Genomic DNA, 13,205 nt, shown 5'->3' on the forward strand with positions numbered 1-13,205 from the left:
TATACAAATGCTTTCTGGCTACCACGATTAAAAAGTGGTTATTCGTTGTCATTCAATCGTCATTTGTTGTTTCGAATCCATTGAATGACTATTCACTAACCGGCATAAAAAAAGCCTTGCATTGCAAGGCTGTATTGATCATGCTAAATAAAATCTATTTCTTATACATCGCGGCTCTTCGTTCTTTGATTTCGTCGCTGCTAATGTAATCGTCGTATTCAATTTGTTTATCGATGATGCCGTTCGGTGTCAGTTCAATCACCCGGTTACAAACGGTATGAATAAACTCGTGGTCATGCGACGACATCAGGATGTTGCCCTTAAACTGTGTTAACCGGTTGTTGAATGCCTGAATGGATTCCAAATCAAGGTGGTTGGTTGGCGTGTCCAGCATCATCAGGTTGGCGTTGGCCAACATCATACGGGCAATCATGCAGCGCATCTTCTCCCCTCCCGACAACACCTTGGTATTTTTGAAAATCTCTTCACCTGAAAACAACATTTTCCCCAAGTAACCCCGCAAAAAGTTCTCGCTGGTGTCGGAGCTGTATTGTCCCAGCCAATCAACAAGTGATAGATCTTTTTCGAAAAACTCGGCGTTATCCAGGGGTAAATAGGCTTTGGTGATGGTTACCCCCCAGTCGAATTCTCCGGTATCCGCCTTTTCATGGCCATTCAGGATTTCGAACATGGCAGTCATGGCACGCGGGTCGCGCGACAGGAAGACGATTTTATCATCTTTTTCAACCACAAAGCTCACATCCTTAAAAAGCAAGTCGCCCCCCGATGTTTTACTCAGGTTGCGTACTTCGAGGATGGTGTTTCCCGGTTCGCGCTCCGGCGTGAAAATAATTCCGGGATATTTTCGGGTGGAAGGTTTTATTTCGTCCACGTTCAGCTTTTCCAACATCTTCTTCCGACTGGTCGTTTGTTTCGACTTAGCTACGTTGGCTGAAAAGCGGGCGATAAATTCCTGCAATTCCTTCTTCTTTTCGTCTGCCTTTTTGTTCTGTGCCGCTTGTTGTCTCAAAGCCAGCTGGCTCGATTCGTACCAGAAACTGTAGTTACCGGCAAACAACTGTACTTTTCCAAAATCGATGTCTACCGTGTGGGTGCAAATGGCATCCAAAAAGTGACGGTCGTGCGAAACCACCAGCACCGTTTGGTCAATGTTCGACAGGTAATTTTCCAACCAAGAAACCGTGTCCAAGTCCAGGTCGTTGGTCGGCTCATCAAGCAACAGGTTGTCGGGTTTGCCAAATAGAGCCTGAGCCAGCAGCACTTTTACCTTTTCTTTTCCACTCAGGTCTTTCATCAATTTATAATGAAGTGACTCGTCAATGCCCAGTCCACTTAGTAAGCTGGCCGCATTACTATCGGCGTTCCAGCCATCCATTTCGGCAAACTGATCTTCCAGCTCCGACGCTTTCATCCCGTCAGCTTCCGTGAAGTCTTCCTTCATGTAAAGCTGGTCCTTTTCAACCTTCACTTTCCACAGTTTGTCATGCCCCATCATCACGGTATCCAAGACCGACACCTCATCAAATTCCTGGTGGTCCTGTTTCAATACCGATAGCCGCTCGCCCGACGCAATGCTCACATGCCCAAAAGTGGGATCCTGTCCGCCGTAAAGCATTTTCAGAAAGGTTGATTTTCCCGCGCCATTGGCGCCAATGATGCCGTAGCAATTTCCTGCTGTAAATTTCAGGTTCACATCCTGAAACAATACGCGCTTGCCAAATTGTATTCCTAAGTTTGATACTGTAATCATCTGATCGCTATTCTTTTTCTATTTCGAGCGGCAAAAGTACACTTTAAATCAACAGCAAAAAGACAACAGGCAGGAACTTGACAGTAATTTAACCTTATAGCCTAATGATTGAAGCTTCCAAACTTCCCGTTCTGGTAGTCTTCGTAAGCCTGCTCAATTTCCTCGCGGGTGTTCATCACAAACGGGCCCTGCGAAACCACCGGCTCCTTTAGCGGTGGCGCATAGCCCAGCAGGACCACGCTTGGCATAGTTGCCCGGATGTTGATTTTTTGGCCGTCATTTTCAAACTCAACCAATTTTTTCTCGTCAACCAGCTCACCGTTGACTTCCATTTGCCCTCGAATCAGATAGAAGAATACATTTTCCGTTTCGGGAATGCTCAACTGCAACTGGCCATCCGCCTTGAAATCAATGGTTGACAGCTGAACGCCAATGCCTGAGTGAAAAGCACCTTCGACTCCTTCCCAGTCGCCGGAAACCAGGTTAACGAACACCTTCTCGTCATCCAAGGGTATCGTAGGAACCTGTTCTTTTTGAAGCCCTTTATAGAAGGGTTTTGTCATTTTTGAGCGCGCTGGCAGGTTAATCCAAAGCTGCAAAATCTCGAGGTGGCCGCCATTTCGCTTAAATTCATCCGACGAAACTTCAGAATGAATCAAACCGCTTCCCGCAGTCATCCATTGTACCCCACCCGATTTGATCACGCTCTTTTCGCCACTGCTGTCGAAATGAGCAATATCACCATCCAAAATAAAGGTGACCGTTTCCATGCCCCGGTGTGGGTGCGGACCAAATGGAAGTCCATTATTGTTTGGCGGATAATCCTGCGGCCCGTGGTGGTTCAAAAATAAAAACGGGTCCATGTACTTAATCGAGGGGGTTGGAATAACCCGGTATGTAATTAAATCTTGTATGGGTTCGTAAACCGGCTGGTGAATCTTTTTGATGGTCTTCATAACGAATAACTTGTAACGATTAATTTTTAAAATGCTTTCGGTATAAAAAACAACAGGAACCAACAGATGTTTAAATGAGTTCAAATAGCGCCAGCGGATTCAAATGTTGATCCCGGTGAAGCGAATTATTTGCTATTTTTAGGAGCATGACATCAAGCAACCAAATCGATACAAAGAATAAGCTCGATGGAGGGATGAAGTTTAAGATTTCGCGTTTCAAAGAACAGATTAAACGCACCAACCCGCACAAGCACGACGACTACTATGAGTTGATCTTTTTGAGTGAGGGCGAAGGTTTTCATTCCATTGAAACCGAAAAATTCGTCGTTTCCCCACCCGAGTGCTATTTTCTGCAACCCGGACAGCTGCATTTCTGGGAGTTTACCCGGATTCCAAGGGGCTTTGTCGTATTGTTTAAAAAGGAAGAATTTGATGAATTGCAGGAAGCAGAGCTCATCGCCATGTATCAGCGATTGGCGACGCGCAATCGATTAAAAATTTCGCCAGCCAATTTTCCGGAGGCAATATTGAGCGAGCTATTGCGCGAATACCAGCGAAACACGGCCTATTCGCGCTCAATTATCCATGGCTTGCTGGCTGCCCTGCTTGGAAAATTGTTGTCGGCTTCCGACGACAGCCCACAAAAACAAAATCCGGAGCCAGCCATCTTCGAACGATTTCGGCAGCTATTGCCGGAGGAAACGCCGCGACTCCACAAGGTACATCAATTTGCCAGCCTGCTGAATACAAGTCCGCAAAACCTGAATGCGGTTTGCCGAAAGCACACCGACCGAAGTGCAGGGGAATTGATCTCGGCCCAACTGGTGCTGGAAGCCAAGCGTTACATTCTTCACACTGACAATACCATCGTCGAAATTGCGGAGCTTCTCTCCTTTTCCGATGCCTCGAATTTTGTCAAGTTTTTCAAAAAGGCGGAAGGAAAAACGCCGGTTCAATTCCGAAAGCAATATTTTCAATAATACCATTTTTAGATTCCATACTACCATGCTGTTTTGCGCAGCTTGTTCTATTTTCGGGTAAAAATAAATTCGCTCGCGCATGGAAATCATACTGATCAGTCTTGCAGCATTTTTCACGGCTATCCTCACCTTCTTTTCCGGCTTCGGGCTGGGAACTATTTTAATGCCTGTGTTTGCGCTCTTCTTTCCTGTAGATATTGCCATTGCCCTAACCGGCGTGGTTCATTTTACAAACAACCTTTTCAAAATGGCATTGGTTGGGAAACTAGCTGATAAAGCCGTCTTAGTTCGCTTCGGAATTCCGGCTATTCTGGCTTCATTTGCCGGAGCATGGCTGCTTCTACGCATTTCAAACTTACCATCAATTTACCAATACGAACTGAGCGGTAAGGAATTTGAAATAACGCCGGTGAAACTCATTATTGCCATCCTGCTGTTGTTGTTTTCCATTACCGAAGTGGTGCCAGCAGCTCAACGGATTCAGTTCAGCAGAAACAAGTTGATTCTGGGAGGAGCTTTGAGCGGCTTTTTTGGCGGACTGGCTGGAATACAGGGAGCCTTGCGCAGTGCTTTTCTGATTAAAAGCGGGCTATCGAAAGAAGCCTACATCGCTACCAGTGTGATCATTGCTTCGTTGGTTGACTTTACGCGGCTTACCGTTTATGCCTCCAGCTTTGCAGCATCTGGCCTGAGTGAAAATAAACTCTTGCTTTTTTCGGCTACCCTGGCAGCCATTGCCGGAGCTTACCTCGGCAGCAAACTGCTGACAAAGATTACGCTCCGGTTTATTCAATTGCTGGTAGCCACGATGCTGGTACTTATTTCCATTGGTCTTGGTGCCGGAATTATCTAAACACTTTGCTTGTGATACTTGGCTAAATCCTGTTCACCGCCACCTTGTATTTCGGATCCTCAATGATATTCACCTCGATAATTTGGTTGGCATTGTGCAGCAACTTCCGACAATCGGGACTCAGGTGCTTTAGGTGTAGTTTCTTGCCCACTTTCAGGTAACGCTCCGTCAGTTTGTTGAGCGCTTCAATCCCCGACATATCGGCAACACGGCTTTCCGCAAAATCAATGATCACTTCATCGGGGTCATTCAACACATCAAACTTTGAATTAAATGCTGTTACTGAAGCAAAAAATAGTGGACCGTAAATTTCGTAGTGCTTCACGCCTTGATCATCAATATGCTTGCGGGCGCGAATGCGCTTGGCATTGTCCCAGGCAAAAACCAAGGCCGAAATAATGACTCCAACCACCACCGCCAAGGCAAGGTTGTGTAAAAAGATGGTCACCAAGGTCACCAGCACCATCACGAAAATATCAGACTTTGGCATCCGGTTGAACGTTCTCAAACTGGCCCACTCGAAAGTTCCGATGGCAACCATGATCATCAGTCCGGTCAGCGCAGCCATTGGCATTTTTTCGATTAATCCAGCTCCAAACATGATAAATACGAGGAGCATTACTGCAGCCACAATGCCTGACAAACGGGCTCGGGCGCCCGAAGAAATATTGATCAAACTTTGGCCGATCATGGCGCATCCGCCCATTCCCGAGAATAAGCCCGACAGCACATTGGCCGTTCCCTGAGCGATGGCTTCCTTGTTGCCACGTCCCCGGGTTTCGGTAATCTCATCAATAATATTCAGAGTAAGCAAGCTTTCAATCAAGCCCACGCCGGCCATAATAGCGGCATAAGGAAAAATCAAGATCATTGATTCGAGCGTAAATGGTACAGCCGGAAAATGAAATGGTGGAAATCCACCTTTAATTGATGCGATATCGCCAACTGTCTTGGTGTCAATGCCAAAATAGGCCACAATTCCAAACACCACCAAAATTGCAGTTAAGGAGGATGGAATGACTTTGGTGATTTTAGGCAAGCCCCAAATAATCAACATCGTAAGCAACACCAGTCCGAGTATGACGTAAAGTGACTGCCCCGTTAGCCAATTACCTGAGGCATCTTTAAACTGTGCTAGCTGTGACATGAAAATAATGATGGCAAGTCCGTTCACAAAACCAAAAATAACCGGATGAGGAACCAAACGCATGAGTTTACCCATTTTCAGAACTCCGGCCAGAATTTGCAGAACCCCGGCTAGAATTACCGTCGCAAAAACATATTCGGGTCCGTGCGATATCGCTAATGCAACAATCACAACAGCGACTGCCCCGGTGGCTCCCGAGATCATTCCGGGACGACCACCCAATATGGAAGTCACCAGGCCCATCACAAAGGCAGCATAAAGCCCGGTGAGCGGCGACAAGCCGGCGATTAGTGCAAACGCAATGGCTTCGGGAACTAAAGCCAGGGCCACAGTTAAGCCGGATAGGATTTCCGTTTTGTAATCTACTTTCTGTCTTAAATCGAATAAATTAAGAATCTTCCTCATCTAAATAAATTTAAAAGCTAACTTTCTTTCTGCCAGTCAATTGATTGACAGATTACAATTACCGGTTTTGGTTTTTATTATTCTTTCCCTGAATGATGCGGAGCATCAAAAGAACGGGGTGGTCCTTTAGTTTCATGTTAGGGCCGGCAAAAATAGACCTTTGCTTCGAAATCATATGACCTGCGTGAAGTTTCGGACAACATTATCTTAAAAATTGACATTAAATTGACATTGAAAAACATGGTTTTATTCGCTATTTTTGGAAGCTAACCAAAGAAATATGACAAACGAAGAACGCCAGCAACTGGTTGAAATTATTCACTCTGAAATCGAAAAACTTCAGTCTAAGGCCGATACGTTGAAGGATTTTACCGGTCCCATTTCGCCTGATGATGCCATTGGTCGGATTTCGCGGATGGATGCCATCAACAATAAAAGTGTATTTGATGCCAGCTCACGGAACATTGAAACACGTTTGGAGAAGCTTTCGCAAATCAAACAGATTGTGCAAGACAACAATTACGGTATTTGCCTCAAATGCTACCAGTCTATACCGTTCGAACGCTTAAAACTTCGGCCCGAAATCAGGTTGTGTGCCAATTGCCTGAGGCGATAGAAAAAGTCGAAGACAAATGAAACTTATTCTTTTTGAAGAATGACCAGGCGCTTTTGATCTCCTCCAGCAAGCCTAAAACCGAAATGACTGCAGATGTACTCAAAAGATTTCGCGTGGTAGAACGAAACATGCGTGTAATCGCGGGCATAACTCCAATTTCGAAATTTTGTTTGCGAATTCCACAGGCTGGTCATCACCACCAAAGAACCTCCTGAACGCAATAGCTGGTTCAACTTCGCAAGCTCTTCAGCCGGCGAAAAGAAATGTTCGAAACATTCCGTTGCAAAAATAAAATCAAATGGGCCAGCCGGTAGTTCTGGAAAGAAAATCGGATCGTAGTCGGCGCAATTCATCCCTTGCTTTTTGAGCAGCATACTCAAGCTTGGTGAAGGACCGCAGCCGTAATCCAAGCTTTTTGCATGCTCAAACAGCAAGGGAGCTGCTGCATCAATCGCCCGGGATAAAAATTTCAAATAGCCGCGATGATGCAAGCCATTGTTGTGCTGAAGGTAGCGTCTTTCCTCCTCCTCCTCCGAAGGCAACAAATCCGGCGGCACAAAAATTAACCGACATTCAGGACAATGCAGATACTGTCTCATATCGGGGCCGCCGATGGGTAAAAGCTTTTGCTGATTTTCGCACAAAGTACAAGAAGTCATCTTTATTTTTTGTGTCACAAGCACAAAGCTAAGAAATTATGAACATAAAACATGCGCCCGTACACAAAAAAAGCCACTCAAATTGAGCAGCTTTTTGCTTGCGGTGACGACGAGACTCGAACTCGCGACCCTCGGCGTGACAGGCCGATATTCTAACCAACTGAACTACGCCACCTTTTTTAATCCGGAATAAGTTAAAAACTTATTCGAAGTAAACTATTTTTAATCATTAAAAAGAACGTTTTCGCTGCGAACGATCCCGAGTGCTCGGGAAACTCGCGAGCTAATTTAACAAATTAAGTCAAATTAGCGTGTTTAAAAAGAACGTTTTGTGCGGTGACGACGAGACTCGAACTCGCGACCCTCGGCGTGACAGGCCGATATTCTAACCAACTGAACTACGCCACCATTTTTCTTTAGAACCCTCGTGAAATGCTATTTTCAAAAGGCTCTGCAAATATAGACTTTCTTTTTTTCTCTGCAATAGCAAAACTCAAAAAAATGATTGCTTCGATTTCGGGGAAGCTGGCGGTTTTTAGGTTTCTAAACCTAGCCCTCTAATTTTCAAATTTATAAATCCGCCGGCCAACTATTTAACGATATTTTCAAACTTCAATTTTTTTTCTCCGGACCAGCGATAAGCGGTCAATTTTCCGTCGCGACTGATGCACGAATCCAAACAGCAGATGTTTGGAGCCAAAATATTGTCTCCATTTTTCAAACAATAATGACCAAAAAAGACGATGGGGTCGTCAACTCCATAAGGCTTTCTTTCGCCGTTCACTTCGGGCGGAATGGTATATGGAGGCAAATCGAAACGACTTTCAAACGACAACTCCTGAAAATTCATACCTTGAGGATTCAACCACCATTTGGATCGAAAACTTCGGTGTGCCTGGCCTTTGTTATCAAAAACCAACAGGTCTTTTGGAAGCTGAAAGTCGATTCCTTTGCAAGTTTGCCAGAATGCCACAGAAAGTTCAGAGCTATTTTTACTGACTTTGCGCAAGAAGCTTTTCTTCAATCTTCCCTCTGTTATATGCTCTTTTAGCAATGCAATGTTTTCATCTCGCCAGCAGGCATGTACAATTCGAATTCCATCAAGCTCAAGAAACATGGGCAAGGTGCGCATCCATTTCAAGTGATCTCTGTATTCTTCAGGAAATGGAGCGAACTCTTCCAGAGTTTGATTTAAAGGCAAACGATACTTGGATAAACGTTTATTAAAGAGCTTGCCCGATTTGTCTTTCAAATCGAACAGAATGGCGTTTAGCTCGTGATTTCCCAGGATAGCGAGGGCACTTCCTGCGTCGACCATGTTACGCACCAGGTTAACCGTATCACGAATGCGAGGCCCCCGGTTTATAAAATCGCCGACGAATACCGCCTTACGGGTTTGGTGAGAAAAAAAACCATCCTGTTTTTCATATCCCATGGACTTCAGCAAATCTTTCAAGATACCTGCCTGCCCATGCACATCGCCTATAATATCGTACATAAAAAGTAGTCCATTTATGGGAGGCAAGTTATCACTTTTATCAAAAACACAAGAAAAATGACCATGGAAATTCGCGTTAAATTCATTTGTGCTTTCCTCCCGGCAGAAAGACACTGGAGGAATCAACTTTACTCAGCCATCCATCGATGCTCTCAACGGACTGAACAGTGCAGATACAGCGCCGCAAGTCTTTGTTGTACACCAGCCAAAAAGAAAGGGCTTCCTTCCGGCAGCCCTTTCTTTACTATATTAACGTGATTTTAACAACCAATTTCTACATTCCGTCAGCCTCAGCCGCTCCAATTATGGTTTTACCTTCAAGGCTATTATCGTCGGCTCTTTTTGTGACTTTACTGCCGATAGCTCCGTAGAACAACAGATAGGCTAAACCTGCCACAATTACCCAATAGCTTATTTCATAATTGGCAACATCGGCAATCCATCCTTGCACCAATGGCAGAATACCACCACCAGCAACCAACACCATGAAAATTCCGGATGCTGCTGCGAGGTATTTACCCAAGCCTTCAACAGCAAGGTTGAAAATACTTCCCCACATAATTGAGGTACATAATCCAACCAAGGCCAAGAAGAAAAACTTAATCGGGACAGCAACCAACCCAAATTTGACAGCTCCGGCCACCACGTTAAAAGTCGGCATGGAGATCACCGTTTGAGGTGGCCAGAATATGGCCAAAAGAACCAGCGCCAATCCAACGAACGAAGCAGTACTCAACATTTTTCGACTGGCAATTTTGTCTCCAAATGCAGCTCCAAATAAACGTCCTGCCAACATCAACAGCCAGTAGATACCAACTACTCCACCTGCAATACCTGCTCCGATGCCCAACCCGGGGGTGTCCCGACCCTCCACAATTTTCAAGGCACTTTCATAAGATATCTCGCTAACTACACGATTCCTATAGCTTTTATCACCCATATTTTGATCGTCTTGAGCTTTAAGCTCCTGCAGGTAATCCGGATCTGATTGCTGTTTATTATAGTCTGCTATAATCTCTTCGGACTGAGCAATCGTTGGCGTGGTCATGTATAGATTAGCCATTCCCGGCGTTCCAACTTCAACACCAACATAGACAAAAATGGCGATTGCACCTAAAACAAAATGTCGAAATGTCAATGCTCCTGACATCATTTTGCCAAGTGGTTCTTTAGGCTGATCGGCATGAGGTTCAGGAATTCTAGCGACCAACAAAATAAAAAACACCAGGGCAAAAACACCTAATGCGATATACAAAATGGGAAAAACATCGGTAATATTGGCTTTCGTTGCCTCTCCAATCAGGATTCCGACAAACACAGGCGTAAAAGTGGCCATGACCGAGTTAAACGACCCACCAACCTGAATAAGTTGGTTTCCTTTGTTACCTTCTCCTCCCAACGTGTTCAGCATCGGGTTTACAACAATGTTTAACAGACACATGGAGAAACCAGCAATGAATGCTCCCAACAAATAAACAGCAAAACTTTCAGCATGGCCCGAAAGATATTGAATTCCAACTCCTACGAAACCTACAGCAACCGCAATTAAAGCTGTTTTTTTGTAACCCACTTTCTGAAGAAGAATACCTCCCGGGATACCTATAACGGCATATGCGATGAAGTTTGCCAGGTTACCCAACATCCCAAGCGAGTTGGAGACGTTGAACTGGTTTTTCAGCACAATTCCCATCGGTGCGGCCAAATTTGTGATAAACGAGATCATCCCGAAAAGCAGGATCATCATAATAATCGGCAGTAAGTAACTTTTGTTTTTGTTCATGATAAATAACTTTAGGCTGATTAATTATTTCTTACTTCTATTGATTTTAGTTGAAACAATACTATCTATTTTTAAAGCTCCATGCAAATTTCAGAAAATAAACGATTTCTGAAACTTTTATCAGGTAACTTTTCAAAGCTCGAGTTTTACAGACCCTTTATTTCTTATGAACAATTTGTGGCAAGATCCTTTGCCATAAACATGCTCAAGTGTGTTGACGTACTCATCCAGCTTATTTTGTGGCACAAATGCCTGGATTGTTCCGCCAAATCCACCACCATGGACGCGCCATGCGCCAGATCCTTTCAGCACCATTTCGCTCAAAGCCAAAGCCAATGACACCACTTGTTCGTCTTTATGTACCACATCAAAAATATTCTGATTGTACATGTACGAGCTATACCCCGACTCAACCACCATCTTCAGGAAAGCATCGAAATCGTTATCTTCCAAGGCTGCCACCTGATCAACAACCCGTTGGTTGTCTCCCTGAAAGTGGTAAGCACGCAAGATGGCGCGGTCTCCAGTTTTCTTGCGAATCTCCGGGATTTTTTCTACGATTTGCTCCAGCGTTACTTCGCGCAACACTTTGGCACCGAGTTCCGCAGCAACCGCCTTCATTTCAGTTGGCAAAGAGGCATACTCAGCCTGTGAAGCCGGGTCGTCGTGTCCCCCACCCACATCGGTAATCACCAGTGAAAATCCTGTTGACACAAAATCAAAATCAACTTCCTTGACGATTGGTTTTGAAGGATCTTCAAAGTCAATGGTGATTAAGCCACCAACTGAGCAAGCTGTTTGATCCATCAAGCCGCAAGGCTTTCCGAAATAGTTGTTTTCAGACCACTGACCAATGATTGCATTTTCAACGGCACTCATCTTGCCATCGTTGAACAGATTGTTGACAATCGCGCCAACCAATACTTCAAACGAAGCCGAGGAGCTTAGTCCCGAACCTTTTGGCACACGGCCTTCAACACAAGCGTCGAAACCGCCAATTTCGTAACCAGATTCTTTCATTCGTGCACAAATACCACGCACCAATGAAGTTGACGTGTAAAACTTCGATTCATCAATACTTAAATCTGAAAGATCGACCTGAAACTCGGGATAACCAGCCGACTTGATCCGAATGATGTTGCTGTTGTTTTTAGCGGCAACAGCAGCCATATCCAAGTTTACAGCTCCGGCCAAAACACGTCCGTAGTTGTGATCGGTATGGTTACCGCCTATTTCGGTACGTCCCGGAGAGCTAAAAAGCGCGACATCATCGTTCCCATATGTTTTTTCGAACTCACTCATCAGGCTTGCATAACGATCGGCCTGCTCTTTCAAAACGACAGTATCAGTTCCGTATAATTCCTCAAACAGTGGATGGTTGCCACCATTGATCTTTTCATTCAATGCACTAATTTTTGTCATAATTCTATTGTGTTTTAGTTATTTATTTAATGCTTGTTTTATAATGAATGTCTGACAAGTCGCGCAGGCGTTGGGCGGCTTGTTCGGCTGTAATATCGCGTTGTGGAGTTGCCAGCATTTCGTAGCCAACCATGAATTTTTTGACTGTTGCCGATCGTAGCAGCGGCGGATAAAAATGCATGTGCAGGTGCCATTCCGGGTAGTCTTTGCCATCCGTTGGCGCTTGGTGCAAGCCCGCCGAATAGGCAAACGAAGTTTCAAACAAGTTATCATACTTCACGGTCAGCTTTTTGTAAATATCAGCCAGACCATCTTTTTCAGCATCGGTAAGCTGAAGGATGTTTTGAACAGCCCGACGACTGAGAATCATTGTTTCGAACGGCCAAACAGCCCAGTACGGGACCAGGGCAACGAAATGTTCGTTTTCGACCAGGATCCGTTCTTTCTTTTCCAGCTCAGCTTGCAGGTAGTCGCTCAGAAGTGTTCGCCCGTGCTTGTCAAAATAGCTTTTCTGGGTTTCCGACTCTTTGGCCGGCTCTACCGGCACCGACGAGGACGACCAAACTTGCCCATGCGGATGTGGATTGGAACACCCCATAATGGCACCTTTATTTTCAAAAATCTGAACGTAATTAATCTGTTCTTTCTCTCCAAGTTCCTTGAACTGCTCACACCAAACATCCACGACTTTGCGAATATCTCCCACTTCCATTTCAGGAATGGTCAGGCTGTGGTTTTCGCTAAAGCAAATGACCTTGCAAATACCGCTTTCGCTTTTGGCCTGAAAAAGGCTTCCTTCATTAACTCCCCCTTCAGGCGTATCTGTCAGCAAGGCGCTGAAATCGTTTGTGAAAACGAAGGTTCCTTTGTAATCCGGATTTTTATGGCCACCGGCTCTTTCGTTTCCGGCACATAAATAGCAAGATGGATCGTACTGCGGGCGTTCGTCAACGATCGCTTTTTCAACTTGCCCCTGCCATGGCCTTTTTGACCGATGCGGCGAGACCAAAATCCAATCATTTGTCAGCGGATTTAATCGCGTGTGTGGGTGATCTTTACTGTTAAAACTATTCATATTCTCTTTATTTAAACCAACTGGTGGGTACTGGTGGGCAAAA

General features: G+C 44.9%; 11 protein-coding genes and 2 tRNA genes. 3 read left to right on the plus strand and 10 right to left on the minus strand.

Going from position 1 to position 13,205, the window contains the following annotated elements:
• Nucleotides 1–154: 154 nt before the first annotated feature.
• Together AAC033_RS00960 and AAC033_RS00965 are read right to left on the minus strand one after the other, a co-directional pair.
• Nucleotides 155–1,771: an ATP-binding cassette domain-containing protein gene (locus tag AAC033_RS00960; protein ID WP_339734403.1), complete on the minus strand. Its 1,617-nt coding sequence runs from the start codon at nt 1,769–1,771 to the stop codon at nt 155–157.
• A gap of 101 nt (nt 1,772–1,872) precedes the next feature.
• Complete coding sequence (locus tag AAC033_RS00965; protein ID WP_339734405.1) at nt 1,873–2,727, minus strand: pirin family protein; 855 nt, start codon at nt 2,725–2,727, stop codon at nt 1,873–1,875.
• A 194-nt stretch (nt 2,728–2,921) separates the two neighbouring features.
• On the opposite strand from AAC033_RS00965, the gene AAC033_RS00970 reads away from it, so the two are divergent.
• On the plus strand, nt 2,922–3,707 hold the full coding sequence (locus tag AAC033_RS00970; protein WP_339734407.1) for a helix-turn-helix transcriptional regulator: 786 nt from the start codon (nt 2,922–2,924) through the stop codon (nt 3,705–3,707).
• 79 nt (nt 3,708–3,786) lie between these two features.
• Complete coding sequence (locus AAC033_RS00975; RefSeq protein ID WP_339734409.1) at nt 3,787–4,560, plus strand: sulfite exporter TauE/SafE family protein; 774 nt, start codon at nt 3,787–3,789, stop codon at nt 4,558–4,560.
• A 22-nt stretch (nt 4,561–4,582) separates the two neighbouring features.
• On the opposite strand, the gene AAC033_RS00980 is transcribed toward AAC033_RS00975, so the two are convergent.
• The gene (locus tag AAC033_RS00980; protein ID WP_339734411.1) at nt 4,583–6,112 is read right to left on the minus strand and encodes a SulP family inorganic anion transporter; all 1,530 of its coding nucleotides are present in this window, start codon (nt 6,110–6,112) and stop codon (nt 4,583–4,585) included.
• Between the two features lie 280 nt (nt 6,113–6,392).
• Between AAC033_RS00980 and AAC033_RS00985 the strand changes: the two genes are divergently transcribed.
• A complete protein-coding gene (locus tag AAC033_RS00985) occupies nt 6,393–6,728 on the plus strand; it encodes a TraR/DksA C4-type zinc finger protein (protein ID WP_339734413.1) in 336 nt (111 codons plus the stop codon).
• 23 nt (nt 6,729–6,751) lie between these two features.
• On the opposite strand, the gene AAC033_RS00990 is transcribed toward AAC033_RS00985, so the two are convergent.
• From AAC033_RS00990 to AAC033_RS01020, 7 genes are all read right to left on the minus strand, one after another.
• On the minus strand, nt 6,752–7,387 hold the full coding sequence (locus AAC033_RS00990; RefSeq protein WP_339734415.1) for a class I SAM-dependent methyltransferase: 636 nt from the start codon (nt 7,385–7,387) through the stop codon (nt 6,752–6,754).
• Between the two features lie 101 nt (nt 7,388–7,488).
• Nucleotides 7,489–7,562: transfer RNA gene (locus AAC033_RS00995), tRNA-Asp, on the minus strand.
• A gap of 159 nt (nt 7,563–7,721) precedes the next feature.
• A tRNA-Asp gene (locus AAC033_RS01000) sits at nt 7,722–7,795 on the minus strand.
• A gap of 181 nt (nt 7,796–7,976) precedes the next feature.
• Complete coding sequence (locus tag AAC033_RS01005; RefSeq protein ID WP_339734417.1) at nt 7,977–8,885, minus strand: metallophosphoesterase; 909 nt, start codon at nt 8,883–8,885, stop codon at nt 7,977–7,979.
• Nucleotides 8,886–9,159: 274 nt separating this feature from the next.
• Complete coding sequence (locus AAC033_RS01010) at nt 9,160–10,665, minus strand: MFS transporter (protein ID WP_339734419.1); 1,506 nt, start codon at nt 10,663–10,665, stop codon at nt 9,160–9,162.
• Between the two features lie 132 nt (nt 10,666–10,797).
• Nucleotides 10,798–12,087 (minus strand): galactokinase family protein, encoded by a 1,290-nt coding sequence (locus AAC033_RS01015; RefSeq protein ID WP_339734421.1) that lies wholly within the window; start codon nt 12,085–12,087, stop codon nt 10,798–10,800.
• A 22-nt stretch (nt 12,088–12,109) separates the two neighbouring features.
• Entirely contained in the window at nt 12,110–13,162 is a 1,053-nt protein-coding gene (locus AAC033_RS01020) for a UDP-glucose--hexose-1-phosphate uridylyltransferase (RefSeq protein ID WP_339734423.1), read from the minus strand.
• Between the last annotated feature and the right edge of the window lie 43 nt (nt 13,163–13,205).

Origin of the sequence: uncultured Sunxiuqinia sp. (assembly GCF_963974515.1) — a bacterium.
Taxonomy (GTDB): Bacteria; Bacteroidota; Bacteroidia; order Bacteroidales; family Prolixibacteraceae; genus Sunxiuqinia.

What these genes read in the sequence shown, in the direction of transcription:
- AAC033_RS00970 (WP_339734407.1), top strand. Translation starts at nt 2,922, where the DNA reads ATGAAGTTTAAGATTTCGCGTTTCAAAGAACAGATTAAACGCACCAAC.
- AAC033_RS01020 (WP_339734423.1), bottom strand. Translation starts at nt 13,162, where the DNA reads ATGAATAGTTTTAACAGTAAAGATCACCCACACACGCGATTAAATCCG.
- AAC033_RS00975 (WP_339734409.1), top strand. Translation starts at nt 3,787, where the DNA reads ATGGAAATCATACTGATCAGTCTTGCAGCATTTTTCACGGCTATCCTC.
- AAC033_RS00985 (WP_339734413.1), top strand. Translation starts at nt 6,393, where the DNA reads ATGACAAACGAAGAACGCCAGCAACTGGTTGAAATTATTCACTCTGAA.
- AAC033_RS01010 (WP_339734419.1), bottom strand. Translation starts at nt 10,665, where the DNA reads ATGAACAAAAACAAAAGTTACTTACTGCCGATTATTATGATGATCCTG.
- AAC033_RS00980 (WP_339734411.1), bottom strand. Translation starts at nt 6,112, where the DNA reads ATGAGGAAGATTCTTAATTTATTCGATTTAAGACAGAAAGTAGATTAC.
- AAC033_RS01015 (WP_339734421.1), bottom strand. Translation starts at nt 12,087, where the DNA reads ATGACAAAAATTAGTGCATTGAATGAAAAGATCAATGGTGGCAACCAT.
- AAC033_RS01005 (WP_339734417.1), bottom strand. Translation starts at nt 8,885, where the DNA reads ATGTACGATATTATAGGCGATGTGCATGGGCAGGCAGGTATCTTGAAA.
- AAC033_RS00990 (WP_339734415.1), bottom strand. Translation starts at nt 7,387, where the DNA reads ATGACTTCTTGTACTTTGTGCGAAAATCAGCAAAAGCTTTTACCCATC.
- AAC033_RS00965 (WP_339734405.1), bottom strand. Translation starts at nt 2,727, where the DNA reads ATGAAGACCATCAAAAAGATTCACCAGCCGGTTTACGAACCCATACAA.
- AAC033_RS00960 (WP_339734403.1), bottom strand. Translation starts at nt 1,771, where the DNA reads ATGATTACAGTATCAAACTTAGGAATACAATTTGGCAAGCGCGTATTG.